We start from the raw sequence: 25,884 nt of genomic DNA on the forward strand, positions 1-25,884 counted from the left end.
AAACTGTCCATCGGTAAATAAATTTCCCTCCACAAAACGATGCCATGCGCGTTCGGAGGAGAAGCCAAGAAGCTTTCCCAAAAGATGAATGGCAATGATCACGGCGTCTTCTTGTTTCGTCAAATGACGATTACGACGTTGAAGATAGAATTGAATTTGTGACAGCTGGGCAGAAACAAAAAAGAAAAGGGCTGCATATTGTTTTTGAATCTTCGTTTGATCTGTAGTAAAATGAAAGTGCTCTTGCATGGGGATTCTCCTTTCGAATGTTGGATCGCACTTTCATTCTACAGGAGATCCACAGGCAAGGGCTATTTTTTTGCTTGCTCGATTTTATCTAGCACCACGGGTTAAAGAAGAAATGGAGTAGCGCAACTTCTCTGCTTCTTGCTCATCAAGAAATGGAATTTCGTGCGCAGTTGCTGCTGTATAAATGTAAAGTGAAGCAAGTTTTTGCCTTCGTGCTAACGGACCTTGCTTTACATCAACATGTTGAACGCGACGAAGCGGAATAAGCGTACGCTTTCGAATCCATATCCCGTGTTCAAGTTCAATTTCTCGATCGCGAATCATATATCGCCACCGCTCCCATTTCCAGAGCGGAACGAAAAAAACAAATAAAACAACGTCTACAATCCATAAAAAAACTAACAACCAAACAACCCATGTTGGAACAAAAAAATGAATAACCACGTACAAAAATAAAAAAATAATTAAACGAATGGCTTCATATATCCGCCATACAGACACAGCCCGTTCAGAAAGTTTGTTTTTCATCTTTCACATCCTCTCTTTTAACGCCTCCATGACTGCCACTTCCAAAATCCGAACCCCATCAAGCATGCACGAGCGATCAAACGTCATGTGTGGATGATGCAATCCTGGTTTTAAGTTCGCCCCAAGTCCTAGCATCGCCGCTTTTACGTGCGGTCGTTGAATCGTGTAAAAATGAAAGTCCTCACTTCCTGACGTTTGTAAAGGTGGCATGCATCCCTCCTTACCTAAAACGGCAATAATTCCTTTTCGAATACATTGTTCTGCTTCACCGGATACTTCTGCCGCTGGAACAAAATCTACCCATTCATACGAAATACGTACCCCCATCGTTTCAGCATGTTGAATAATTTGTTCCACTTTTTGTTTAATTTGTTGCAACAACACGTTTGTTTCTGCTCGTATGTCTAGAGCGAAATGGGCGCTACCTGGAATAATATTTAAATTTTCTCCCCCTGCTACACACTTCGTCATTTTTACAGAATACGATTGTTGTGGAGAAAAATAAATGTTTTTCAATTGAAAATTAATAAGCGAAATGACATCAATCGCATTTACTCCTTGATGCGGACGTGCCCCATGACAATCATCTCCATGAATGTGTCCAACAAAAAACTGAGCCGCACCGTGCCGAATCGATGGAGAAGCTCGTTTTAACGACAATTCTTCATTTGGACGGAGATGAACACCAAATAAATAATCGACATCGTCAAGTACACCTTTCTCAATCATTTTTAATGCCCCATTTCCTTTTTCTTCCGCTGGCTGAAAAAGAAAGCGAATCGTCCCTTGTCTCCACGTTAACGTTTTGAACCGTAAAATTAACCCCATCACAATCGTCATATGTGCATCGTGCCCGCACGAGTGATTCGCACGAAATTCCCCATCTACTTCTTGCCATAAAGCATCCATATCGGCTCGCACCATTACAACAGGTTTTCCATTACCCATTTCCGCAACAATGCCTGGACAGTCATCAAATAAGCGATAGCGAACACCTTCATTTTCTAAAAATTGTTTAATATACTGTGTCGTTTTAAACTCATTCCAACTCGTTTCAGGATGTGTATGTAAATGATGAAAAAACTCAAATAGACGCTGTTCTAACTCAATATTATCCATCTTGTTCCCCCCGTCCTTCATAATATTTTTCTAAAAAAATGCATTGACGTCCGTCTGTCAAATCTTTATTATTCATAATAGCTTATATTTTAAGATAATTCAGAGATACAGAAAAGGGGGTTTGGGAGGATGAAAAAACAAATATCGTTTTCTATCGCAATGATTCCTGTTCTCGTCACGATTACTGTCATGGCACTAACGATCGTTGTCCTTGAACAAAGTCCACATATTCCACTCATCGTTGGAACGACTGTGGCTGCACTGATCGCTTGGCGACTAGGCTTTACATGGCGTGAAATCGAAGAAGCTATGTACAAAGGCATCCGCTTGGCGTTACCAGCCGTTGTGATCATTATGCTTGTCGGGTTAACAATCGGGGCATGGATCGGCGGCGGTATTGTTGCGACGATGATTTACTACGGTTTAAAGCTGTTAACGCCGTCTTTATTTTTAGTATCTATCACAATAATTTGCGCCGTTGTTTCGCTAGCGATTGGGAGCTCATGGTCGACGATGGGAACAATCGGTGTTGCTGGCATGGGAATTGGTATGAGCATGGGCATTCCTGCACCGATGGTTGCTGGTGCAATTATTTCAGGTTCTTATTTTGGAGATAAAATGTCACCGCTTTCTGATACAACAAACTTAGCTTCTGGATTAACAAATACGGATTTATTCGTACATATTCGTCATATGCTTTATACAACCATTCCTGGCTTGCTTATCGCACTAGGCGTATACGCATTTTTAGGAAGAAATTTCGGAAATAAACAAGTGAAAGCGGAAGAAATTGAACAAACATTAACTGTATTGCAACAACATTTCGTCATTTCACCGTTTTTATTGCTTATTCCGCTTCTTGTTATCGTGCTCGTAGCTAGAAAAGTTCCAGCCATTCCCGCATTAATCGTCGGTATTGTGCTCGGCTTTTTAGCTCAAATCTTTATTCAAGGCGGATCTGTTGCTAGTGCGGTGCAAGCGTTACAAAGCGGCTTTAGCATCGAAACAGGAAACAAGGTAGTCGACGACTTGTTTAATCGCGGTGGTTTAGAATCGATGATGTATACGGTTTCGATGACGCTTGTCGCAATGACGTTTGGTGGCGTACTCGAACATACTGGGATGCTAGAAGCCATTGTGAAACAAATTTTAAAGCTCGCAAAAACAGCAAAAGGCGTCGTTACTTCAACGATTTTCTCATGTGTGGCAACGAACGCGACTTGTTCGGAACAATACATTTCGATTGTCATCCCATCACGCATGTACGCAAACGCTTATAAAGAACAAGGGCTACATTCAAAAAATTTATCGCGTGCGCTTGAAGATGGCGGCACATTAACGTCTGTCTTCTTCCCATGGAATACGTGTGGCGTATTTATTCTCGGTACACTCGGCGTGCATGCGTTTGATTATGCACCGTATGCTATATTAAATTTTATCGTTCCGACGATTTCAATTTTGTACGCACTAACGGGATTTTCAATCGAGAAGTTGCCACCTTCTGAAGTATCGGCACAAAAAAATGCCCACATGAATGCATAAGGCTGTCTATTCATCAGGCAGCCTTTTTCAAGAAGGGAGAGAAATATATGCGTATTACCGCAGTCCATATACATGCCATTCGCTTACCTTTGCATGCTCCATTTGTTGTCAGTTATCATTCATATAAGGATATGCCGTCTATTATTGTAAAAATTGAAACAGATGAAGGGCTCGTTGGCTATGGGGAAGGCGTCGCAGATGAACATGTGACAGGAGAAACGTGGGAAAGCACATTCGTCATCTTAAAACATACGTTAGCCCCTCGTTTGATCGGGATAAACCCTTTACATATCGAAGCTTTGCACGAGCGAATGAATGAAGTGATATATGGTGCCCCGACCGCAAAAGCTGCAATTGATATCGCTTGTTTTGATTTAATTGGAAAAAAGCTCAAGCAACCTGTATATCAACTGCTTGGCGGACGATTTCATGATGCCTTTCCTATTACACATGTATTAAGCATCGGCAGTCCAAGCGAAATGGCTGAAGAAGCGCTATCGGTCGTTAAACAAGGTTATCGTTCATTGAAAATTAAAGTTGGAACACATGTAGAAGAAGACATTGCACGCATTCAAGCGATTCGAAAACGAATAAGAGATGATATTGCGATTCGCGTTGACGTAAACCAAGGTTGGAAAAATAGTGCGACAACACTAAAAGCTTTGCGTGCTCTTGAGTCCCTCAACATCGATTGGCTTGAACAACCAGTCGTCGCAGATGACATTGATGCGATGGCATACATTCGCACAAAAACAACCATTCCGATAATGATAGATGAAGGATTAAGAAACATGCGCGATATGCGTGAAATTATTCAAAAGCGAGCAGCAGATAAAGTAAATATCAAGCTAATGAAATGCGGAGGCATTTATCCTGCGATGAAGCTCGCTCATCAAGCGGAATTAGCCGGAATCGAATGTCAAATTGGTTCAATGGTTGAATCATCGATCGGTTCTGCAGCTGGTTTTCACGTCGCCTTTGCGAAAAAAATCGTTACGAGCGTGGAATTAACAGGACCGTTAAAGTTCACAAAAGATGTCGGCAATTTGCATTACGACCTTCCGTACATTCGATTAACGAACAAGCCTGGCTTAGGCATCGATGTAGACGAACAAACACTTCATGAACTAACCGCTTTTTCCGACGTCATTCGTTAAGGGGGAAGAAAACTTTGCAAAGTATGTTAAAGCAAAACAACGAGCCGTTTGTCATTTCGCGGTTACAAATGGAACATCTTGCGGAAATTTTGTCGCTACAACAACTCGTTGTCGATCAACTAGACCAAAAAGACATTCTGCAACCATTAACGGAAGAAGAATATGCGTATATTTTACAAGGAAATGGACTTATGCTTGGTGCGTTTGCAAACGATCAACTCGTCGCGTTTCGGGCCCTACTCTTCCCTCCCATTGATGAAGAACACTTAGGGTTTGACATCGGTCTTTCGAAAGAAGAATTAGAAGACGTTATTTATCAAGAAATATCCATCGTTCATCCAAAGGCACGAGGAAATAGGTTACAACAAACATTAGCTAATCTCATTATGGCCGAACTCGAACGAACAAATAAAGCGTACAAATACATCTGTTGTACAGTTGCTCCATTCAATATTCCTAGTTTAAAAGATAAGTTTGCACAAGGAATGGAAATTGCCGCTCTAAAACAAAAATACGGTCACCGTCTTCGCTATATTTTTGTCAAAACGCGCAATGAAACGAAACGAACGTGGCGCGAATACATTTCGGTGCGCATGGATGATATTTCTCAACAACAAACATTACTTACGGACGGATGGCGTGGCATCGCTCTCGAACAACGTAATCATGAATATTGGATTCGTTTTGTAAGATAAAAAGGGGGCTCCCCCTTTTTTATTTTCCCTACTCTACCATTTGAAATATACTTGTTTCCTAAAATCCACAATACAAAGTCCACTCGAATTTTCCCTAGTAAAAAACATATCATATTTCACCAAATGGACACATATCATTTGTATCAGACTCGGTCATCTATCGTTTTTTTTTGAAAACGGATACAAAAGGAGGAATTCAAATGATTTACGCTCAGCCTGGACAACCTGGCTCACTCATTACATTCAAAAAAAGATACGAAAATTTCATCGGAGGAGAATGGGTACCTCCAATTGACGGTGAATATTTTGAAAATATTTCGCCCGTTACTGGACAAGTATATTGCGAGGTTCCTCGCTCAAAAGCTGTCGATATTGAATTAGCACTCGATGCAGCTCATGCAGCGAAGGAAGCATGGGGGCGTACATCTGTTGCTGAGCGGGCACGCCTGTTAAACAAAATCGCAGACCGAATGGAAGAAAACTTAGACATGCTTGCTGTAGCGGAAACGTGGGAAAACGGAAAGCCCATTCGTGAAACACGTGCAGCTGACATTCCTTTAGCCATTGATCATTTCCGATATTTTGCTGGTTGCATTCGCGCTGAGGAAGGTACATTAGCGGAGCTTGACAACGATACCGTTGCTTATCATTTTAAAGAGCCGCTCGGAGTTGTCGGACAAATTATTCCGTGGAATTTCCCGATTTTAATGGCAGCTTGGAAACTTGCACCTGCTTTAGCTGCTGGTAACTGCGTCGTATTAAAGCCAGCAGAACAAACTCCAACATCGATTCTTGTGCTAATCGAGTTAATTCAAGACTTATTACCAAAAGGCGTCGTCAACGTCGTCAACGGATTCGGTCTTGAAGCTGGCAAACCGCTCGCTTCGAACCCGCGAATTGCGAAAGTTGCCTTTACCGGCGAAACGACGACAGGACGTCTCATTATGCAATATGCATCTCAAAATTTAATTCCGGTCACACTTGAGCTTGGCGGAAAATCACCAAACATTTTCTTCGCTGACGTCGCTGCAAAAGATGACGAATTTTTCGATAAAGCGCTTGAAGGGTTTACGATGTTCGCTTTAAATCAAGGAGAAGTGTGTACATGCCCTTCGCGTGCATTAATCGAAGAATCCATTTATGATATATTTATGGAACGAGCATTAGAACGAGTCAAACAAATTAAACAAGGCAATCCGCTCGATACGAGTACAATGATTGGCGCCCAAGCTTCATCCGAACAGCTAGAGAAAATTTTGTCATACATTGATATCGGCAAACAAGAAGGGGCTGAACTCCTCGTTGGTGGCGAACGCAATATGCTAGAAGGAATTTTACAAGGCGGCTATTATGTGAAACCGACCGTCTTTAAGGGACATAATCGGATGCGCATTTTCCAAGAGGAAATTTTCGGCCCAGTAGTGTCTGTCACAACATTTAAAGATCAAGAAGAAGCGTTGTCCATCGCAAACGATACATTATACGGACTAGGTGCTGGTGTATGGACGCGCGATATGAATACAGCCTATCGCTTTGGTCGGGGCATTCAAGCTGGACGCGTGTGGACAAATTGCTATCACGCTTATCCGGCCCATGCAGCGTTTGGCGGATATAAAATGTCAGGAATCGGTCGCGAAACGCACAAAATGATGCTCGATCATTACCAACAAACGAAAAATTTGCTTGTTAGCTATTCACCGAAAAAACTTGGATTTTTCTAATCGTTCAGGCAGCGTCTCAAAAGCGCTGCCTTTTTTGAAAGGATGATGCACATGCAACCGAAAGTTATTGCGACCGATGCTGCACTGCAACTTATTGAACAATTAAAAGCAAAGTACGGTCCGCTTATGTTTCATCAATCGGGCGGCTGTTGCGATGGAAGTTCACCGATGTGTTACCCGCAAGGAGAGTTTATGATCGGTGACTCAGACGTATTGCTTGGCGAAATCGGAGGATGTCCATTTTATATGCACGCTGCTCAATACGAATATTGGAAACATACACAACTCATTATTGATGTTGTACCTGGGCGCGGTGGTATGTTTTCACTTGAGGGATCAGAGGGGATACGTTTTTTAACGAGATCAAAAGTGCTTGATTCATAGAGCTGCTTTAAGGCAGCTCATTTTGCATTTATGGTCATTATTTTTTACCTGAACACCAGAATAATGAATGACTATTCATTTTTGTTTGATATAATAAAAATAAGGGGAGGAGGCACTTCACATGTTATTAAAGAAAAAGTTCGAACAAGAAAATGTTTCTGGAGTACATATCGCCAAAGGCACGCTAACGTTTCAAGGGGTACGATTAGCGGTGCATTGCTTTGCTACAGACGGCGTGTTGATTGATACAGGAGCAGCTTCATTAGCAAATGAATTTAAAAAGTTTTTTAAGTCATTAGACATCGATCAAGTGGTGATTACTCACTTTCATGAAGATCATACAGGATGTGCTGCGTTTTTCCAAAACGAACGACAACTGCCGATTTATATGAATGAGATCATGATTGATTATTGTCGTAAACAGGCAGATTATCCGATATATCGCAAGTTTTTTTGGGGAAACCGCCCTCCTTTCCAAGCGAAGCCGATTGGAAACACGTTTTCTACACGCCATGCGATATGGGATGTCATTCATACACCTGGTCATGCTGTTGACCATCTCGCATTTCTTCATCGCGAAACAGGACAACTTTTTACAGGAGACTTATACTGCCTCGAAAAAACAAAAGTCATCTTGCGCGAAGAAAGCGTTCCTACATTAATTGAATCATTAAAAAAAGTATTAACGTACGATTTTAACGAAATGTTTTGCGCCCACGCAGGTTATGTAAAAGACGGGCGCTCCGCCTTACAACGAAAACTTCATTATTTACAAGAGCTTCAAGGAAAAATTATTGATTTGTATGAAAAAGGAGCGACATTAAAACAAATACAATCTGCCCTTTTTCCAAAGAAATATCCAATCACCTTTCTTTCCCTAGGCGAATGGAGTTCATTTCACATCGTCCGTTCAGTGATTGAAGAATAGATGAGCGAACAGTGACGATTGCTGTTCGCTAAAATCATATGTTCTATTGCGCCCTAACCGACAAAATCGTCGTTTGTGGGATTTTTTCTTTCACCTGCTTTAACGTCGCAACGATGAGAAAGCTTACAATAACTAATAAAAACCAAGAACTTACTTTTCCAAGATGAACAAAACTCCATGTATCCACTTGGTTCGGGTATTGCCAAGCGCCAAAAAACGTGGCAATATTTTCGGCGATCCAGATGAAAAATCCGATAAGTAAAAAAGAAAGGACGAGCGGCATACGGTAACGCGTGCCGTTTACCTCGTATGTGACCGATGACGACCAGAAGACGATGATGACAAGTCCAATTAACCACCACCGAACGTCCATCCAATAATGATGGGTGAAAAAATTCAAATAAATCGCTGCAGCCAGTGGAACAACAAGCGAAAGCGGTGGCCATTTGACGAGCTCCACTTTTAACCGCCGCCACGCTTGGCAAAGATAGCTAGCGACACTCGCATACATAAACCCGCTATATAAAGGCACACCAAAAATTTTCGCATATCCTTCTTCTGGATAAGCCCAAGACCCCATGTGCACTTTAAACAGTTCAAGCGCAAGCCCAATAAGGTGAAACAACGTAATCACTTTTAGTTCATCTCGCGTTTCTAGTCCCACACGCACCATCCACCATTGCATGAAAAGGCAAATGATAAGTAGCCAATCATAACGCGGCAAGAAAGGGAGCGGCACTATTTTTGTCACGGCTAACGAGGCAAAAATGACAACGGGAAACAAACAAGATAACGCTTGTTGCCAGCCAAAATGAACGAGTTGAATCAATGATCTCATCGCTTTTGCCTCCGATTACAGCTCGTCATCGCTTCGGTATTCTAAAATATCGCCAGGTTGACATTGTAACGCTTTGCAAATCGCATCTAACGTCGATAAACGAATCGCTTTTGCTTTGCCGTTTTTTAAAATCGATAAATTCGCCATCGTAATTCCTACTTTTTCTGACAACTCGGTCACACTCATTTTCCTTTTCGCCAACATGACATCTAGATTCACAATAATCGCCATGTGCTTCACCTCAGATTGTTAAATCATTTTCCGATTTGATTTCAATCGCTTTTTGTAAAAGCTTTTGTAGCACTGCGGCAAACACGGCAACGACCAAAGATCCAAAAACTATCATCAATCCGATGATGATAATTCCTGGGGCGTCGTCTAAATCGGCAGTGAGATAAAAGAACGGCATGCCTGCAACATATAATAAACTAATGATCGCCGCACAATATTTTATATACTTTAGCGCTTTTACAGAGACATCGGAAAACGCTTCGTTTTTGTCAATATACGTTAACATGTTGAACGCTTGATATAGTGCGAAGAAAAACGGAATAGCGGTAACATAAAAAAAGATGACGATCGGATAGCGTAAATACGCTAATTCTGGTAACCACTCGGCATAAAAGTCAGGAAACTTAGGCAAGACAAGTACACATAACGCAACAATAGGAGCGCCGATAATAAAAATAGCGATTTTTAAAAAAAGTGTTTCTCGCTTCACGACAAGCACCTCACTTCCATCATTTCCATTTCATTTTAACCTATAATTTATCGTTTTACAATAAATTATTATTGATTTATATGATTTTTTTATTTCAAAACAAAAAAGCACTTCTCTTTTTGAGAAGTGCTTTTTTTCGTTATTTTCGCCAAAAAGTTGTGCAATCTGCTTTTTCTTGAATATTAAATTCAATGATTTTCTCTAGTAATTCATAATTCACCGGCTTATTCCATGGAATTCGAAACAAACCTTTCGTAGCGCTATAGCCGGCTTGGGCAATTTCGTCGGCAAATCGCGTCATGCATGCTTCTTCGGGTGACACACTCAAATGATGCTTTGCTGTGGAAAAACCGATAATAAATGTGCCATGGTCAGTAAACATAGGTGTATTCCATTTGATTTGTGGTTTTAACTGTGGAAATGTATCACAAACCCACCGTAAAATTTCCTCTGTTCGGTTGCGATGGTTAATGTTTTCGATTCTTGCTACATATTGTTCAAAAACTTCCATAAGTATTCCCCCCTTGCTTACTCCCCTATTTTGCAGCGAAATATGCGGCTTTTTAGCGCATGAACTCCTACAAATTGATTGAAAAGCCTGGTTATAACTTGAGAATATTTTTAATAACGGTCCAACGCCCTCTTTTTATATTTTTTTATTCCATGATATTTACAAATCAAGCGAGCGACCCCCTCAAGCGATGTGGATTGATACTTTAAATACATCGTGCCTCCAAAAAAGATACGCGGTTGAACCGAACCATTTTTCGTTTGTAGTCAAAAATACACTTTTATCCCAGCATATAACTAAGTCAAAAATAAAAAATGCCAAAACTAAAACTCAATCGTGTACTCTTTAATTGTAGCGACAATTTGGTTAAAAGAATAGCAATGGTTCACTACATTGACGACAAATTCGATTGCTTCATCTTGCGGCATCACAAAACGATAACCGTTGTATTTCAAAAATTGAATAAGAGCGACAAAAGCTGTTCGTTTGTTCGCGTTATGAAAACAATGGTTTTTTGCCAAAGACTCGAACAATGCGGCTGCTTTTTCAAAAATAGTAGGGTAAGCATCTTCGTCAAACACACTTTGTTGTGGACGATACACAGCAGATTCCAATAATGATTGTTCTTTCACACCTTTCATTTCGCAAGGTGAATATTTTTCAATAATGAAGAAGTTCATCGCAATGATTTCTTCCACTGTTACATATCTCACCGATCGACAAGCCCCTTAATCGTTTCGTCGTACTCTTTGAGCGTCTCATCTAACACATCAAAAAAGTCTCTCGAAATGCCTTTTGGCAAGTTCACTTTGTTACTTTTTTTTATCACAATTTGATTGCCTTCAAGCTCCATCTGTATTTCATCCCCTTGGTGAATATCAAGTTTTTGTAGAAATTCACTAGGAAAAGTAATTCCTAGTGAGTTTCCTATTTTTAATACTTTTCGTTCTACATGTAGCATGCGTTTCACCTCTTTGTTATTACTGTTATAACGATTATAACATAAAACACTATGTCAAGTAAGTCACCTTCTAACAATTCCTGTGCAAATAATCTGTCATATCTTTTCATCTTTTCTCATACAAATAAACCGTCCTATATACAACAGGAGGCGATCATCATGGAGCGACAGGCAAAAGTAATTAGTATTATCAACTGGAAAGGCGGAGTGGGAAAGACGACTGTGACCCATCATTTAGCGACCGGACTCCAGCATTTATCCTCTGACGAATTAGAGCTATTTGGTCTTGAACAATCTCAACCGAAGGTGTTATTGGTAGATGCGGATGCACAATGTAATCTATCCATTTCATGTTTGACACCAGAGCGGTTTGAACAGTTAGCCTATCAAGAAACGCCACCGATCGGCACGCTGAAAGATTTAATTGAACATTACTTAAAAAACGAATATCCACAAGTAGATGTAAATGACTTTATTTTAAAAGCGTGCGTGCGAAGTAAAGATGAAAAAGTGTATGAACATATTGATTTGCTCCCGGCACACGCTGAACTCATTCATACAGACATGGATATTGCTGTTTACTCACGGCCTCATTTTAAAGACCATTTATTTGGTTCGGACATTTATAAATTTCAAATGCTTCACCATATTTTAAACACAGTGAAACATGAGTATGATTTTATTTTTATTGATTGTCCACCAAATTTAAATTACATTACGCAAAATGCGCTCTATGCAAGCGATTATTATTTAATTCCAGCTATTCCTGATCGGCTGTCTTCATACGGCATCTCAGCCATTAAAAATAAAGTAGATGAATTAAACGAAAGGTTTCAATCTAGTTCAAAAGAATATAGCGATACAAAACTCATCGGAATCGTCCTCAATTTCATTCGCGAATACGGAAATCAGCCAAAACAAACACAAGAAAATATGATCAATACATTGAAACGTACGCTTTCATCTGACATGATATTTCACAGCTATTTACCATACGGTGATGCCATCACGCGAGCATCGACGCTAAGTTATCCTGTATTTGCCGTTGAAAACAACCGAGCGAAACAGAGCGAATGCGTGAAAAAAATTACGCTTGAATTTTTAAACCGAATTGGTGGGGGAATTGTCGTATGAACGTAAACACATTAACACATATGTTAGAAAAAGCGCTCATTATTTTAAAACATTACGAACATTGCACAGTCGATGAAATGTTAGATGATCTTTCTGCAAAGTTACAAAAGCAAACATTAAAGAAACAATCAACAAAAGAAACGGACTATGCAAACGTCATAAAAAAAATAAAAAACATGAATAAAGAGGAAGCAACAACGTTTTTAACGTCTTTTAAAAAAGAACAACTGCTTCATATCGGGGCACAAATGAATATAAAGTTACAAAAGAGAGAAACAAAACAACTATTGATTGAATCGATTATAACTCATTGCAGTTTTTCTGAATTATATAGCCAAATGGCAAATCGAAAATTACAAAAACAAATGAGCGAACAGACATAAAAGCTGTTCGCTCACCATACGAAACGACAGAGCTCATTCCGACGAAACGGTTCGTTTCATCATATCATATGAAAGGGGGCCCACATGTTTACGGAGAATGACTCCATGTTCATCAATAATGTACGAAGTCGGAATAGTGATGACTTCATATGTTTTACTAACCATTCCTTGCTCATCAAGCATAATATCAAACGACACTCCTTTTTCGTTAATAAACGTCTCGACAGCTTGATGATTTTTTTCTTTATTCGTCAAGTTGACAGCTACAATGGCGACATGTTGTCCATGCTGTTCATAAAATCGCTGCATCTCTGGCATTTCCGCACGGCACGGAGGACACCACGACGCCCAAAAATTTAAAATCACTTTCTTCCCTCGAAATTGAGACAACTGTACTTTTTCTCCTTTTAATGTCATTAATTCAAAATCCGGAGCCATTTCTCCAACATCCATTCCAACGTTTGTACCCGATTGCCCCGACGTGACTTCGTTTGTCGTGTCCGATATTGGTGCAAATATAAAGATAGAAGCGAAAATATGGAACAAAACAAGCAATTGTCCGAGCTTTTGCTTCGTTTTTGTACGAGAAGAGACAACGAAAAAAATAAGAGCTACGATAGCTTGTAGCCAAATGAAGTGCTGTTCCGAAAATTCACTTCCTTTCACCACACTGAATACGATCCAGTACCCGAAATATATAGGAGTAACCGAACGAATATAAACATCGAACGAAATGTGTTGTTTTTTCAGTTGCCAATATGTATACACGACAATAAATATTGCTGCTAAAACAAGGCCAACAACGCCACCGTTAAAATAAAGGAGCGTTAACGGATTTTGGAACACCACGTTCGGATGCACAATACCGTAACTCAATTTCCATATGACCAAGCCATATATGAAACTGTTAAAAATAACATCCATCACATTTCGTTCCGCTTTTAAAACAAACAAACCGTAGTAAAAAAACACGTACGTCATAAGCAAACTGACGATAAGCAATAAATTTTCTCCTTGAATGACAACCGCTCCAAGCTGCACCGTATTTCCCCTCTCTTCATTTCCATTTTTTCAGTGAACGCATCCACCCCTCTATTATATTCACATATGTAACAATAGAAAAACGTGAAGTGCGTCAAAAACTTGCAAACTTCACGCTTCTCTTGTCTCTTATGTTTTTCGCGACTGCCTGTACGCCCTTCACGACGTTCCAATTCATGGAAAATGTTTCGCTCGTTCGCTTGAGTATACATACACAAATCCGGCCGTCTTTCCGTTTACATCTGTCACGAATACTCGTTCATAATCGTTGTGCTTTCCTTCTCCGTCATATCCTTCAAGCTGATCCATTGCCCTTAGTCCTTTTTCGCTCACCGTCATCCATTCCCCTTCTACAGGAGGAGCAGACGGATCAAGCACTAAAGCCGGGTACAAATCATAAACGCTATGAAGCCATCCACATACAGCACCTTTCTCAATATGTGCAACATACGGGGCAACAACACGATGATTCTCCTCCCCTCGCAGCAACGTCCCATATACGAACACTTGAAACGATTTCATCTTTGCTCACCTCACCCGGTTGTTTTTTCTTTTCCCCAAAGTGAAAAAATATGTGCTTGCAACTGTTGCTGGTATGACTTAGACAATCGTTTCGCCCCTTCTAACAAAATGTTCGCATATTCATCAGACGGCGGAATCTCAGGTGTTTTTTTGCGAACAACTTCATACGTACTAGCTATTCGCATGCTTGTTCATCCCACACTTCAATTTCGCGACGCCGATAAAAATTCGGATTTCCTTCTCGTTTGTCTAACTGCTTAAAGTCCGGCACTTCAAACAAAATTCCTTCCACTTTTTCTCCCGGAGCATATACGATATCAGCGACTCCACCTTGTCTCGTACGCGAATATAATAAAAATGCGAGACGATAATCAAAAACAATTCCCGTTCCAACGTACTCAAAACTTGTCGTTCTTTCTAAGTCCGAAAACGACATGCAATTGCCGTACGCAAAATATAATGGCATATGCATCCGCACCTTTCATTTTGTTTATATGTGTCAACATATACGCAAAACCGCAAACAAGAACCGTATGTCACCCATACATCGTCCACATGCCGATATCGGAAAAACCAAGTCGTTTATAAATACGTCCTGCACTCGGATTATCATAAAATAAACATAACGTTTTGCCGGAGCGAATGTAGTCTTGGATGACACGCTTCATTATTTCGCTTGCATACCCTTTTTGACGATCATTCGGATCCGTACAAACACCGACAACCATTGCAGACAGCGTATTCTCTGCTGTTGTCGAGACAGACGACACCATGCGGCCATCCTCCTCGATATAATACGTGCGGCCCGTGTTCGTCTCTAACGATTTGACAAGCATATCTCGCGATGAAGGAAGCACCGAAAACTCAGCAATGCGACTGCGCAACGCTATTATTCGATCCACATCATTGATCGTTGCTTGTTTTATTTCATAGCGGCTTTCTACTTCCGGAAATGTGATTTCGTTACATTCGCAAAAATACGTCACACGCTTTTTCCCAAGTGGCAAGAGAGGTTCAAATGCTGCAACAAGATCCGTTTTTCCAGAAAGTCGAACAGGATGAGCAGTATTTCTCATAATTTGAGCAAATCCCTCTATATCAAACTCCCCCGGAGCATATGGAATATACGAATCATAAAATCGCAACAACACGGCTCGCAACGCACCGTCCTCATCAAAGTCGCCCCACAGCTCTTGAAACTCCTGCTCGTATCCAAACGCTTCAATATCACCGATAATAAAAAGATTAAGTGACGGCTCTTGCTTTAAAAAAGAAAACACAACATGATGATCCTTCCTATTCAGCTTACGAATCATATCCATCTCTCCTTTCAATCAAATATTAATCCTACTATAGCAAACATACGCACAATTTTTTGTCGAAATATGTAAAAAAACGAAAAAGATGAGGCTTGTTTCTCGTCGCATACAAAAAGTGCCCTCTCATTGTGATATAATGTAAAAAAGACAAAGAAGCAGGTGAGAGAGATGGAAAAAGTACAACACGGTCGTCTGTATTCATATAAAGATATTCAACAATGGGAAGGAAATTGGGAGCTGATTGACGGTGTCCCTTATTCGCTTGCATCGCCTTCATATGTTCACCAATATGTCGTGGGCGAACTGTATCTCGCCTTAGCTCCTTACTTCAAAGCACAAGGATGTCGCCTCATCTTATCTCCATTTGATGTACAATTCGATGCAGCTAAAAATGAAGAAGAAGCGCAAACCGTTGTACAGCCGGATTTATTCGTTATTTGCAACGTAACTCAACTGAAAAAAAACCGAGTACAAGGTGCACCCGATCTCGTGATCGAAGTGTTATCCGCTAGCACAGGAATTAAAGATCGAAATCAAAAATATTATTTGTATGAAGCAAATGGTGTGAAAGAGTATTGGATGGTCGACCCAAGCAATCGAACGATTGAAGTCATTGGCTTAGAAGACGGACGGTTTCAAAAACGGGCGGTATTCGGCCCGAAAGATGTACTAACATCTTTTTTGTATCCAGATTTAGCAATTTCGCTTGATTCCATTTTGCATATGGATGATGTGGAATAAAATAACGCCGGCTAGAGTTCCCTAGCCGGCTTTTCATCTGCTTGAATTTAGTCGATAGCGCAATTTCCGTCCGTGCACGTTTTTCCTTCTTCCGCTAGCGATTGCAGCGATGATGACTGCTGTTCTTCTGTCCACACTTTCTCTAGCGCTTGCCGGAATACTTCGACAGGCTGGGCGCCGGAAATGGCGTATTTTTGATTCAATACGAAAAACGGAACGCCGCGGACGCCGAGTTGAGCCGCTATTGCTTCCTCATGTCGCACTTGTTCTGCATAACGACCGTCATCAAGCACCGCTTCCGCCTCTTTCCGGTCAAACCCTGCCGCTTCGGCAAGCTCAAGCAACACATCGCGGTCGCTAATTCGCTTCGATTCGGTAAAATAGGCGTAAAACAGCCGTTCTACTACTTCGTGAAGTTTCCCTTTTTCCTTCGCATATTGTGCTAGACGGTGGGCATCAAACGTATAGGTCGGCTTCATCGTCTCAAAACGGAACGTTAGCCCCATTGCCTCGGCTTGCTTGCCAATATCGGCGTTTGCCCGCTTCGCTTCTTCAACGGAAATGCCATATTTTTGCGCAATGATTTCATGAATACTGAACGGTGTTTCTTTTTTCGCATTCGGATCAAGCTCAAAGCTTCGAAAGACAACCTCGACATTCTCCCGATGCGGAAAAGACTCGAGCGCCTCTTCTAATCGTCGCTTGCCGATATAACAAAACGGACAAACAAAATCAGACCATACTTCAATTTTCATCCACACACCTCGGTTTTGTCCTCCAGATCGGAGGGGATTTTCTTCCTTATTGTAACGAACATATCTTTCTCACTACAAATCATTTGCTTGGAGCCGGTACCGTTATGCCATTTTGCGTCTGTACACGCGCATGGCGGTTATATACGCAACAATGAGAATACCTAAACACCATGCGAGCGCGATCCAAATGTCATTGCCGACAGGCTTTTCTGCCAATAACGCGCGGATCGCTTCCACTATCGAAGTCACTGGCTGGTGTTCCGCAAAGGCGCGAACAGCCGGTCGCATCGACTCCGTTGGGACAAATGCCGAGCTAATAAACGGCAGGAAAAGAAGCGGATAGGAAAAGGCGCTCGCGCCGTCCACCGATTTGGCGGATAGCCCAGCAATCACGGCAAGCCATGTCAATGCCAGCGTAAATAGTGCAAGGATACCGGCTACTGCAAGCCACGACAATACTCCTGCTGACGAACGAAAACCTATCATAAGCGCAACGAGAATGATAATGACAGCCGAAATTGCGTTTGATACAAGGGAGGTCAGCACATGCCCCCACAACGCGACTGAACGTGAAATCGGCATCGAGTGAAATCGTTCGAAGATGCCTCTTTGCATATCCATAAACAGCCGATACGACGTATAGGCAATGCCGCTTGCAATCGCAATGAGCAGGATGCCAGGCAACAAATAATTGACGTAGTTATCCGTGCCGGTTTGAATCGCACCGCCGAACACATAAACAAACAGCAACATAAACGCAATTGGCATGATCGTTACGGTGATAATGGTGTCCAGGCTGCGGATAATATGGCGCATAGAGCGTCCGAGCATCACACTTACATCATGAAAAAAATGTGTCTTTCCCATTTATATCGCTCCCTTCTTCCCGACAATGGCAAGGAAAATCTCTTCTAACGATGGTTGTTTTTCTACATACTCCACCTTTGCAGGAGGGAAAAGTTTTTTAAGTCTGCGAGTGTGCCATTCGCAATAATTTTCCCTTCATGCAAAATAGCAATTCTATCCGCAAGCTGTTCCGCTTCTTCTAAATACTGTGTAGTCAAAAATACCGTTGTGCCCTGCTCCGTGAGCTCTTGGACAACTTTCCAAACTTCAAGTCGTGCTTCTGGGTCAAGCCCAGTAGTCGGCTCGTCGAGGAAAATAATTTGTGGGTTTCCCACCAAGCTCATCGCAATATCGAGCCGGCGACGCATGCCGCCTGAATAGGTCGACACACTGCGGTTCGCGGCGTCGATCAGACCGAAACGGTTCAGCAGATCATCTGCGACTTGTCGCGGATTGTTGAGGTGCCGAAGCTTAGCGATCATCGTCAAGTTTTCCCGACCGGTCAATATTTCGTCTACTGCAGCGAATTGCCCGGTCAGACTAATTGATTTCCTTACCTTGTCAGTCTCTTCTACTACGTCGAATCCGTTGACGATGGCGGTTCCATCATCTGGTTTAAGCAGCGTCGTCAGTATTTTGACAAGCGTCGTCTTGCCCGCGCCATTAGAACCAAGCAAGGCGAAAATACTACCTGCCTCCACATCGAAATCTACTCCCTTTAAAACGTGGAGCTGTTTGTAGGATTTTTGTAATCCTTTCACTTGGATTGCTTTGTTTCGCATACCCTCCGCCTCCTATACAATGGTAACCTTTGATAAATCAGCACCTAGGCCTTTCAAAGAAGCATAGGTGAGTTTATCCATTACTGCGCCGTCAAAGCAGATGGTTGGGATGGTGCGGTAATACTTATTGGTCAAAGTGAACCCTGGGTGGAACGAAGTATTTTTGAGTGTCGCGCCTTCAAAAGATACTTCGCGCAATGCCGATTTGGTAAACTTGACGCCGATAAAAGTATGCCCGTCAAAGCGCATTCCTCGTAGGTCGCAATATTTGAAGTTCACCCCAATAAAGATACAACGCTCAAACATCGTTTTTCTAAGGTCAAGCGTGTCAAACTTCACGTCTGTTAGTTTAGTGTCCGTGAATTTTGCTCCAGTCAGTCCTGACTTACTAAAACGAGTGCGCATAAGGATTGATTTCGTGAGATTTGCATCCGTCAAATCAGTAGCATAGAACAGGCAATCGGTTAAATTAGCGCTGCTAAAGTTGGCTTCGCGCATATCACTTGCTTTAAATAAGCTTCCCGTTAGGTCGGCACCAGAAAAGTCGGATCCGCGCAATGCACTCGCCACAAACTTTCCTTTATGTGCGGTCACCCCTGCAAAGTCTCCTTGAGCGAGGTTGCTCGCACTGAAGTTTGTCAACACTTGCCGCTCCAGCGAATGAGAGAGGTTCGCGATTTCCAAGATAGTTTGTTCAATGTCACCGATGCTCTCAACGGTCATCTTAAATGCCGTTTCATCGTCCTTCCCCTCGGCTTTCAGTTCACGGTATCGCTCCTGTAAATCAGAAAGTAAATCCGCTTTTAATTCCGTGATGCTTTTTACCTCATCGTATGGCGCGAAAACACTATTTAAATAACTAGTCAACTTCTCATTCATCTTATCAACGCTCCTTATAACAATTTATCTAGCACACACTTTGCGTACTCCCAGTTGCTCTTGTTGCGGGCATAAGTCTCCTTGCCTTTTTCGGTGATCCGAAAATATTTGCGCCGTCCACCTTGAGATTCGTCGCCCCAATACCACTCAATATCGCCGCTTGCTTCAAGCCGTCGGAGGCTGGAATACATCGTCGCTTCCTTCAATTCATACTCTCCTCCCGAACGCTCGGCAATGAGCTTAACAATTTCGTAGCCGTAACGATCTGCTTCGGATAAAAGGCGCAAAATGATTGTATCGGTATGTCCACGCAACAAATCGGATGTAATTTTATTCTCACTCATTATTAACACCTCACAACCATATTATTAAACATATTACTGTGACTGTCAAGGTAATATTTTAGTTTTATTGCATTGTTCAATTTTATACCTGTGAAAAATAACCAACCGCATGAGATTACCCATTCAGCTAAAATTCCTATCCTTATCCTACATACAAAACAAAAAAAGACAGAAGTTTTTTCCGCTTCTGTCTCAACTTATCGGCAACATCCAACGAGGACTATTGCCGCTTCTCCAAAAATTCTATTCGGTTTTGAAACGGATCAAGGAACGAGAAACGAGTAACACCTGGAATGGCTTTTTCGTCTTTCGTCATTACTCCCTTTTCTTCCAAATAACGTCGTACTGCTTCAATATTTTCGACTTCAAACGCGGGGTGGCTTTTGCTTCGATATCCTTCGCGGTTTTCAACGCCGATATGCAGTTCTATATCGCCAACTTTATACCAAAGCCCACCGCTTGCTTTCAACGTTTCCGGTTTTTCGATTTCGGTAAAACCGAGTACACCCGTATAAAAAGCCCTCGCTTCGTCTTCTGCACCGATCGGAACGCAAATTTGCACATGATCAAGCCGTTTGACAACAATGTTCATGCTTGTTTCCCTCTCTATGTTCTTTTCAAAATTCTAGCTGGATCTCAGTATTTATCCCTTTCTACTCTCCGTCATTTGTTTCCAAACGGATCCTTTCGCTTCTTCGCCACCTTCGATTCGTTCAATTGCCATTTTTACTTGCATGCTTACTTCAAATTCGGGGTCGTTTTCGGCTGCTGTTAATGCAGACAGAACGGATTCATTGCCATTTTCATATAAAAACATCGCGGCACGCCAGCGAACGAGCTTGCTTGCATCTTTTAGCGCTTCGACCATCACAGGAACGGCCTCCACGTCGCCAATATCAGACAAACAGTCACCGGCTGTACGACGCACAGAAACAGCTGAGTCTTTGAGTGCTTCATACAAATACGGAAGCACGCTTTTGCCACCAATCATTCCTAAATACGCAGTCGCTAAGCGACGAATGGCGACTTTTTCATCTTTTAACGCCTTTGCCAACACAGGCAAATCGTTTTCTGTCGGCTCTGCCATTTGTTCCAACGCCGCATATCGTTTCATCCAATCTTGGTCATCTAGCATTTGTTCTGTCACTTGAAAACTCGTTCGTTTTTGTGTTTTCGCTTGCTCACCTTGTTTAAACATATGCACGAACCGCTCGAGCCGTTCGGGTGGATAAGCGGCAGACAACTCCTCGACTATTTCGGCGCCGATTTCTTCAAACGTTCCGTACCGAACGCCCTTTTCGACCCATTTTCTCTCCATGACGATATTCCCCGCGTGTTTTTGCGCTTCTAACACCGCATCGACAAACGGCTGCGGCAAGCCAACTCGTCTCTCTTCGTGACCGTCCGTTAACTTCACTTGCATCGGCAAGCCATAAAGCATTTGCACATACACTTTCACTTCGCCAAAATGATCGTTGCGTACGGGCTCATTATGTTGGATTTCGTCCACCTGTTCGCCAAATACTTCGCGCACTTTTGTTAAAATCGGTTTCCAGTCATATTTTGCATGCCGTTCGACAGCTAAAAAATCAGCGACATGATAAATGCCCTTTACGCCTTCAATTTTCAATAATTGTTGAATAATTTCTGGAGCCTGTTCCGCTTGCGACGGCTTATAGTTATAACTTGTGCCAAATGGAAGCTCTTCATCGAGCAACACTTTCATTGTATTGGGACTTGGCGTCGGTTCAATCGATTGAATCTTCATTTGTTTCTCTCCTATCCTCTACAAAAAATATTTCGTAACTTCATTAAAAAGGAAGAAATAAAGAAAAGCAAAAGTTTCGCTCAATGAACCAAAAATAACCACCCCTATAAATCGCAGAGGTGGTTTCACATCGACTTACATAAACACTTTTGTCACTAAAATGTGTCGTATATCGTCATGAAGCGTTTCATACTTACAATCGTTTAGATCTTCTTTCGTTACCCAAGCAAATTCAGAATGCTCATCGTTTAGTGTGAGTAAAGAAATATTATTGTTTTTCGGTTTGACAAGATACGTAAACACAACTCGATATATATCTTCATCACCACTTTTGCTTTTTAAATTTCGAACGAATAGTTCTTCTATCAATTCTACATCCAAATTCAATTCCTCTTTCGCTTCTCGAAACAAACCTTGCACAGGAATCTCATCATATTTTATTTTTCCAGCTGGAACGTTCCATACATTCGGAGCTACCTTACAATGCTCTGCACGTTTCGTTAAAAGAACTTTGTCATCGTGCCATACAATGACCTCAACAGAAATTCGATAATTCGGATACATACATTTTCCTCCACATTATTGAAAATCAAAGACAATGGCTCGTTTTTCCCTATACTCAAAACAACTTTAACTGTTCTGTTTCGCCTAACCGTTCAAGTGACTTCGGATCATGCGTGATAAAAAAGTTCGGTTATACGCCCACCCTTCCTAGCGTTCGAAATGGTGACACTTCCCATGCTTCATACGGTACTAAACAATTGCATTTCATCGCATCCTGTACTCGTGAAGCGATATGCAGTCTCGTTATATATTTTGAAATGTTTTTACTAGTTAGCAGAAAAAAATTTGCTTCCTTTATTTCCTGAGTCTGAATGTTCAACTCACCTTCTTCATACTTCGCACGAAATACAACAACTAATATATGATCCGTAGCATTGTAATATACTCCTGTTACTCCTAGTGGTACTATTTTTAATCCTGTTTCTTCATGCACTTCCCTTACTAATGCATGATGCAAAGACTCTCCTTCTTCGACTTGTCCACCAGGAAGTTCCCATGTATCGGAACGGTAATGTGTTTTGACAAGCAATACTTCCCCATGGTCATTTACAATATAACCAGAGACAGCCACTATGTGCTTCGGTACAATCCTCATGTTCTTCTCATCCTTCACTGATTTAAATTTAGACATACATGCAGTTAACTCATTTTTCTTCATGTATTTAGCAAACTTCACTTTTGTGAGAATATATCCATTTCAAATAAAATTAACTAACCGTATAAAACAATGAATACTTATCCCTCACACAAACGGCAACGCTTGTTCATGGACTGAACGTGGATGGATCAACCCTCGATTATGAAAGGTTGAACTTAAATCAGCATAATGAACGGTGATTGGCAAACGTGTTTTCAGCATAGAATGGATGTGCATAAATGATAGCTTATATGCATCTGAAACGATATCCCGAATAGACAAACATTGCGTCTTTTGAACAATCTTTACAGCTTGCGCCATTCCTACAGATTCTCTTGGATCAGTTGCACATAAATAAGCCATCCTTTCCTTCGCATAACATAATCCTTGCACAGTAAACCAACGTCCGTTTGTGTATACAGCCATTCTTCTTCGCGATCTTTTAATAATTTCAACGAAATCAAATGGGATTTGGAATGACTGCATATACCGTGTTAAATGATCTAAATCTTCGCGACATACGCCATCGCGGTGAAATGTAATATGAGCTGGCTTCATTCCATACATTTTCTCATAGCTAAATATACTCTCATCTATAATTTCTTCCATTGTACGATTGGCAATCGTTTCACCAGCTTCAGCAGTCATGACTGATTTTTGTTTGATCATTCGCCCGTCTTTTCCGATCACTTGAATAATCCCAGAAGCATGTTTGCCATGTTCATGACTGACATCTAAACCGATAAAGCAATCTGAATTCATCTCATCTGACAAAATCCACGGCTGAACTCCCGATTTTGCGTAAATTCCTAATAGCACATTATATTGATAGTACAAATTTTTTACAACTGACGAATCAAATATGACAAACTGTGTCATTATATCTGCTTTCGCACCAAATTCTCGTTTAATTGCCATATATGCTCGATCAATATTTTCTTCCGTTCCAATGACAATAACAGTCCCACAGAACGCATCAGCGATCGACTTTAGTTCGAACGAAAGACGCTCACTTTTGAAAAAATCGACAGGCAATACTCCAAATAACTGACGCGGTTTTTTCGAGACGTTTAACTTTACACCTAGCTTTTCAGATAAATCTTGTAATTTCTTTGTAAAATCCAATATTTCATCTTTCTTCCTTTGATCGTAATTTAATTCTGGATCAACAAAATAGCTAACGGTGACACTCTTCGGCTCATAAACACCAGCTTGACCTAAACCATCAGACACTTTCGTTGTTTTATAATCTCGACCAAATTCCATTAACGGTGGGGAGAGATTAAAAATATTATAATTAAGATTTGCCGCCCGAACGTTTTCTTTTCTGAAAGTCAACATGTTCTGATATTGCAACAAACGAAATATCTCTTGATAAAGTTTCGGCATTTTCTTATTCGGAGGCAACTTGATGATACGATTTACTTGCTTCGCGGTTGATGGCATCAATTGTTCATACGAACAAGTGAGACGTAATAAATGAGGCAAGTATGGAAAAATATCACCGGTTTGTGATCTGACATGCACAATAGGTGTCTTATTATGAACACCTTTTAATTTCCATTTTTCATTTTTTGTTATGTAATAATCTATCACACTTTGTTGTAAATACGGACTTTTTTCTCCAGCTGTATACGGAGCCACCTCAACAAAAGTATAGTAGTATGATTTTTTATTGTATGAATCAACGACTTCCACCCCTTCTTTGATCAGTGGAGATCGATCACGAAGTAAGTCTTCTAATGTTTTTTTATATTCAAAACGATGTTGATATTCAAAGCCGATCAATATATTTCCGTTCTCTTCAACTGTAAAAGATAAGTAAATAGCCGGGTAAACAATAATTTCGTTCATTTCAATCGATTGTTCGGTTTTCAAACAAAACAAATCTTTGTAAATTTTATAGTCGTTTTTGCATCGTTCTATTAACTCTTGTTTCAATAACCTTTCCAATACCGTTCTTTCTGCGGCGTTGAAACATTCTATTGCTCGGTACTCATGTTTAATATACTCATGATCACCCCAATGAGTGATCTCTTGAAACGATGCAATATATTGGCCGTGAGCAGCAATGGTCACATTAGGATTCCTCTTTCTTAACTCATAAACAATGTGATGAGCAAACGAGTATTTTTGGTTCGGGTTTAATAAAGATACAGTATAAATATGAAGTGGAATGTTGCTTGCATTTTCGTTTGCGATACACTCGGTTATATAGTATTGATTCATCTCACCAATCACCCCTTATGATGAATAGTCATCCGTGCATTGATTCGTTGACAATCATCGTGCTTATAACTCTCTTAATCGGTTTCGTTCAATTGGAATCGTATTATCTTTACCATCAAGTAGATCGGCACGCTTGCTTCCATAGATGCGAAAACGTGGAGAGCCTTTTATGACCTTCACTGATAACCGCTGTTTTCCACGAGATTGCTGTTTATTTACATCCACACATGCAACGAATTCGTCACAACGAACAATGGCGATAATTTGGTTATTGTCACTTACTTGCTTCTGACCACAAATAAAAGCAAAAATTAGCGTTTTATCTGAATGATTTTCATGGACATTTATAATTTCCTGTATTTCGTTGTCACTAAATGTGAAAGACCATGTAAAATCTTCGGAGCCAGATGGGGTAGTATGGTATTTTGTATAAATGATGTAACTGTCTTTATTTGTTGTAACCGTGTAAATTTGTCGGCTATCGTTGTCTTTTTCAAACAATGCTGGCGCCAGTCCTCCATTCACTAATGCTGAAAGCAGCGCACCATAATAATAATCCGCTTTGCAAATGGTTGTCACACGAATC

General features: G+C 41.0%; 32 protein-coding genes and 2 pseudogenes. 9 read left to right on the plus strand and 25 right to left on the minus strand.

What is annotated here, in order from left to right:
- The 3 genes and pseudogenes from ASC42_RS06405 to ASC42_RS06415 form a co-directional block, all read right to left on the minus strand.
- A pseudogene (locus ASC42_RS06405) lies at nucleotides 1-249 on the minus strand (IS982 family transposase); the annotation flags it as partial.
- Between the two features lie 84 nt (nucleotides 250-333).
- Nucleotides 334-777, minus strand: coding sequence for a PH domain-containing protein (locus ASC42_RS06410; RefSeq protein ID WP_055441057.1), 444 nt, complete (start codon nucleotides 775-777; stop codon nucleotides 334-336).
- Nucleotides 778-780: 3 nt separating this feature from the next.
- Complete coding sequence (locus tag ASC42_RS06415; protein WP_055441058.1) at nucleotides 781-1,896, minus strand: M20 peptidase aminoacylase family protein; 1,116 nt, start codon at nucleotides 1,894-1,896, stop codon at nucleotides 781-783.
- Nucleotides 1,897-2,025: 129 nt separating this feature from the next.
- On the opposite strand from ASC42_RS06415, the gene nhaC reads away from it, so the two are divergent.
- The 6 genes from nhaC (at nucleotide 2,026) to ASC42_RS06445 (ending at nucleotide 8,323) form a co-directional block, all read left to right on the plus strand.
- A complete protein-coding gene (gene nhaC / locus ASC42_RS06420) occupies nucleotides 2,026-3,438 on the plus strand; it encodes a Na+/H+ antiporter NhaC (protein WP_055441059.1) in 1,413 nt (470 codons plus the stop codon).
- Nucleotides 3,439-3,485: 47 nt separating this feature from the next.
- On the plus strand, nucleotides 3,486-4,595 hold the full coding sequence (locus ASC42_RS06425) for a mandelate racemase/muconate lactonizing enzyme family protein (RefSeq protein ID WP_055441060.1): 1,110 nt from the start codon (nucleotides 3,486-3,488) through the stop codon (nucleotides 4,593-4,595).
- Nucleotides 4,596-4,618: 23 nt separating this feature from the next.
- Nucleotides 4,619-5,290 carry a hypothetical protein gene (locus ASC42_RS06430; RefSeq protein ID WP_055441191.1) on the plus strand — a complete coding sequence of 224 codons (672 nt, stop codon included), beginning with the start codon at nucleotides 4,619-4,621 and terminating at the stop codon, nucleotides 5,288-5,290.
- A gap of 200 nt (nucleotides 5,291-5,490) precedes the next feature.
- Complete coding sequence (gene adh, locus ASC42_RS06435; protein WP_055441061.1) at nucleotides 5,491-7,011, plus strand: aldehyde dehydrogenase; 1,521 nt, start codon at nucleotides 5,491-5,493, stop codon at nucleotides 7,009-7,011.
- Nucleotides 7,012-7,056: 45 nt separating this feature from the next.
- Nucleotides 7,057-7,395, plus strand: a complete 339-nt coding sequence (locus tag ASC42_RS06440; protein ID WP_055441062.1) for a DUF779 domain-containing protein — start codon at nucleotides 7,057-7,059, stop codon at nucleotides 7,393-7,395.
- A 121-nt stretch (nucleotides 7,396-7,516) separates the two neighbouring features.
- Complete coding sequence (locus ASC42_RS06445) at nucleotides 7,517-8,323, plus strand: MBL fold metallo-hydrolase (protein ID WP_055441063.1); 807 nt, start codon at nucleotides 7,517-7,519, stop codon at nucleotides 8,321-8,323.
- A 43-nt stretch (nucleotides 8,324-8,366) separates the two neighbouring features.
- On the opposite strand, the gene ASC42_RS06450 is transcribed toward ASC42_RS06445, so the two are convergent.
- The 6 genes from ASC42_RS06450 to ASC42_RS06475 form a co-directional block, all read right to left on the minus strand.
- Entirely contained in the window at nucleotides 8,367-9,161 is a 795-nt protein-coding gene (locus ASC42_RS06450) for a DUF817 domain-containing protein (protein WP_055441064.1), read from the minus strand.
- 15 nt (nucleotides 9,162-9,176) lie between these two features.
- A complete protein-coding gene (locus tag ASC42_RS06455; protein ID WP_055441065.1) occupies nucleotides 9,177-9,392 on the minus strand; it encodes a helix-turn-helix domain-containing protein in 216 nt (71 codons plus the stop codon).
- Between the two features lie 10 nt (nucleotides 9,393-9,402).
- Nucleotides 9,403-9,882 carry a DUF2975 domain-containing protein gene (locus tag ASC42_RS06460; RefSeq protein ID WP_003397471.1) on the minus strand — a complete coding sequence of 160 codons (480 nt, stop codon included), beginning with the start codon at nucleotides 9,880-9,882 and terminating at the stop codon, nucleotides 9,403-9,405.
- 139 nt (nucleotides 9,883-10,021) lie between these two features.
- Nucleotides 10,022-10,393 carry an iron chaperone gene (locus tag ASC42_RS06465; RefSeq protein ID WP_055441066.1) on the minus strand — a complete coding sequence of 124 codons (372 nt, stop codon included), beginning with the start codon at nucleotides 10,391-10,393 and terminating at the stop codon, nucleotides 10,022-10,024.
- 323 nt (nucleotides 10,394-10,716) lie between these two features.
- Nucleotides 10,717-11,106, minus strand: a complete 390-nt coding sequence (locus ASC42_RS06470) for a type II toxin-antitoxin system death-on-curing family toxin (protein ID WP_072242689.1) — start codon at nucleotides 11,104-11,106, stop codon at nucleotides 10,717-10,719.
- Complete coding sequence (locus ASC42_RS06475) at nucleotides 11,103-11,354, minus strand: AbrB/MazE/SpoVT family DNA-binding domain-containing protein (RefSeq protein WP_003397476.1); 252 nt, start codon at nucleotides 11,352-11,354, stop codon at nucleotides 11,103-11,105. The genes ASC42_RS06470 and ASC42_RS06475 overlap by 4 nt, the downstream gene beginning before the upstream one ends.
- 159 nt (nucleotides 11,355-11,513) lie before the next feature.
- Between ASC42_RS06475 and ASC42_RS06480 the strand changes: the two genes are divergently transcribed.
- Complete coding sequence (locus ASC42_RS06480) at nucleotides 11,514-12,488, plus strand: ParA family protein (protein WP_055441067.1); 975 nt, start codon at nucleotides 11,514-11,516, stop codon at nucleotides 12,486-12,488.
- Nucleotides 12,485-12,871 carry a hypothetical protein gene (locus tag ASC42_RS06485; protein WP_055441068.1) on the plus strand — a complete coding sequence of 129 codons (387 nt, stop codon included), beginning with the start codon at nucleotides 12,485-12,487 and terminating at the stop codon, nucleotides 12,869-12,871. Before ASC42_RS06480 ends, ASC42_RS06485 begins: the two co-directional genes overlap by 4 nt.
- A 33-nt stretch (nucleotides 12,872-12,904) precedes the next feature.
- On the opposite strand, the gene ASC42_RS06490 is transcribed toward ASC42_RS06485, so the two are convergent.
- The 5 genes from ASC42_RS06490 to ASC42_RS06505 all read right to left on the minus strand — a co-directional run bounded on the left by ASC42_RS06490 (nucleotide 12,905) and on the right by ASC42_RS06505 (nucleotide 15,750).
- Entirely contained in the window at nucleotides 12,905-13,912 is a 1,008-nt protein-coding gene (locus tag ASC42_RS06490) for a TlpA family protein disulfide reductase (RefSeq protein WP_245191151.1), read from the minus strand.
- A gap of 174 nt (nucleotides 13,913-14,086) precedes the next feature.
- On the minus strand, nucleotides 14,087-14,434 hold the full coding sequence (locus tag ASC42_RS06495; protein WP_055441069.1) for a gamma-glutamylcyclotransferase family protein: 348 nt from the start codon (nucleotides 14,432-14,434) through the stop codon (nucleotides 14,087-14,089).
- Between the two features lie 11 nt (nucleotides 14,435-14,445).
- Entirely contained in the window at nucleotides 14,446-14,619 is a 174-nt protein-coding gene (locus ASC42_RS13920; RefSeq protein ID WP_156332292.1) for a hypothetical protein, read from the minus strand.
- Nucleotides 14,610-14,900 (minus strand): gamma-glutamylcyclotransferase family protein, encoded by a 291-nt coding sequence (locus ASC42_RS06500; RefSeq protein ID WP_055441070.1) that lies wholly within the window; start codon nucleotides 14,898-14,900, stop codon nucleotides 14,610-14,612. Before ASC42_RS06500 ends, ASC42_RS13920 begins: the two co-directional genes overlap by 10 nt.
- 70 nt (nucleotides 14,901-14,970) lie before the next feature.
- On the minus strand, nucleotides 14,971-15,750 hold the full coding sequence (locus ASC42_RS06505; protein ID WP_055441071.1) for a GNAT family N-acetyltransferase: 780 nt from the start codon (nucleotides 15,748-15,750) through the stop codon (nucleotides 14,971-14,973).
- Nucleotides 15,751-15,921: 171 nt separating this feature from the next.
- Between ASC42_RS06505 and ASC42_RS06510 the strand changes: the two genes are divergently transcribed.
- Nucleotides 15,922-16,494 carry a Uma2 family endonuclease gene (locus ASC42_RS06510; RefSeq protein WP_055441072.1) on the plus strand — a complete coding sequence of 191 codons (573 nt, stop codon included), beginning with the start codon at nucleotides 15,922-15,924 and terminating at the stop codon, nucleotides 16,492-16,494.
- A gap of 47 nt (nucleotides 16,495-16,541) precedes the next feature.
- Here ASC42_RS06510 and ASC42_RS06515 read toward each other — a convergent pair whose 3' ends face one another.
- From ASC42_RS06515 to ASC42_RS06565, 11 genes and pseudogenes are all read right to left on the minus strand, one after another.
- Complete coding sequence (locus tag ASC42_RS06515; protein ID WP_055441073.1) at nucleotides 16,542-17,249, minus strand: DsbA family oxidoreductase; 708 nt, start codon at nucleotides 17,247-17,249, stop codon at nucleotides 16,542-16,544.
- A gap of 102 nt (nucleotides 17,250-17,351) precedes the next feature.
- Entirely contained in the window at nucleotides 17,352-18,116 is a 765-nt protein-coding gene (locus ASC42_RS06520) for an ABC transporter permease (protein ID WP_055441074.1), read from the minus strand.
- Nucleotides 18,117-18,877 (minus strand): annotated as a pseudogene (locus ASC42_RS06525) (ABC transporter ATP-binding protein).
- A 12-nt stretch (nucleotides 18,878-18,889) separates the two neighbouring features.
- A complete protein-coding gene (locus ASC42_RS06530) occupies nucleotides 18,890-19,756 on the minus strand; it encodes a pentapeptide repeat-containing protein (protein ID WP_055441075.1) in 867 nt (288 codons plus the stop codon).
- Between the two features lie 14 nt (nucleotides 19,757-19,770).
- Nucleotides 19,771-20,100 carry a PadR family transcriptional regulator gene (locus ASC42_RS06535; protein WP_055441076.1) on the minus strand — a complete coding sequence of 110 codons (330 nt, stop codon included), beginning with the start codon at nucleotides 20,098-20,100 and terminating at the stop codon, nucleotides 19,771-19,773.
- 220 nt (nucleotides 20,101-20,320) lie between these two features.
- A complete protein-coding gene (locus ASC42_RS06540) occupies nucleotides 20,321-20,692 on the minus strand; it encodes a VOC family protein (protein WP_055441077.1) in 372 nt (123 codons plus the stop codon).
- A gap of 51 nt (nucleotides 20,693-20,743) precedes the next feature.
- Nucleotides 20,744-21,868 (minus strand): conserved virulence factor C family protein, encoded by a 1,125-nt coding sequence (locus ASC42_RS06545; RefSeq protein WP_055441078.1) that lies wholly within the window; start codon nucleotides 21,866-21,868, stop codon nucleotides 20,744-20,746.
- A 135-nt stretch (nucleotides 21,869-22,003) separates the two neighbouring features.
- The gene (locus tag ASC42_RS06550) at nucleotides 22,004-22,432 is read right to left on the minus strand and encodes an NUDIX domain-containing protein (RefSeq protein WP_055441079.1); all 429 of its coding nucleotides are present in this window, start codon (nucleotides 22,430-22,432) and stop codon (nucleotides 22,004-22,006) included.
- A gap of 130 nt (nucleotides 22,433-22,562) precedes the next feature.
- On the minus strand, nucleotides 22,563-23,027 hold the full coding sequence (locus ASC42_RS06555) for an NUDIX hydrolase (protein ID WP_055441080.1): 465 nt from the start codon (nucleotides 23,025-23,027) through the stop codon (nucleotides 22,563-22,565).
- Nucleotides 23,028-23,174: 147 nt separating this feature from the next.
- A complete protein-coding gene (locus tag ASC42_RS06560) occupies nucleotides 23,175-25,298 on the minus strand; it encodes a Piwi domain-containing protein (protein WP_055441081.1) in 2,124 nt (707 codons plus the stop codon).
- A gap of 63 nt (nucleotides 25,299-25,361) precedes the next feature.
- Nucleotides 25,362-25,877 carry a hypothetical protein gene (locus ASC42_RS06565; RefSeq protein ID WP_055441082.1) on the minus strand — a complete coding sequence of 172 codons (516 nt, stop codon included), beginning with the start codon at nucleotides 25,875-25,877 and terminating at the stop codon, nucleotides 25,362-25,364.
- Between the last annotated feature and the right edge of the window lie 7 nt (nucleotides 25,878-25,884).

The organism is Anoxybacillus suryakundensis, assembly GCF_001418025.1.
In the GTDB taxonomy this organism is placed as follows: domain Bacteria; phylum Bacillota; class Bacilli; order Bacillales; family Anoxybacillaceae; genus Anoxybacillus; species Anoxybacillus tengchongensis.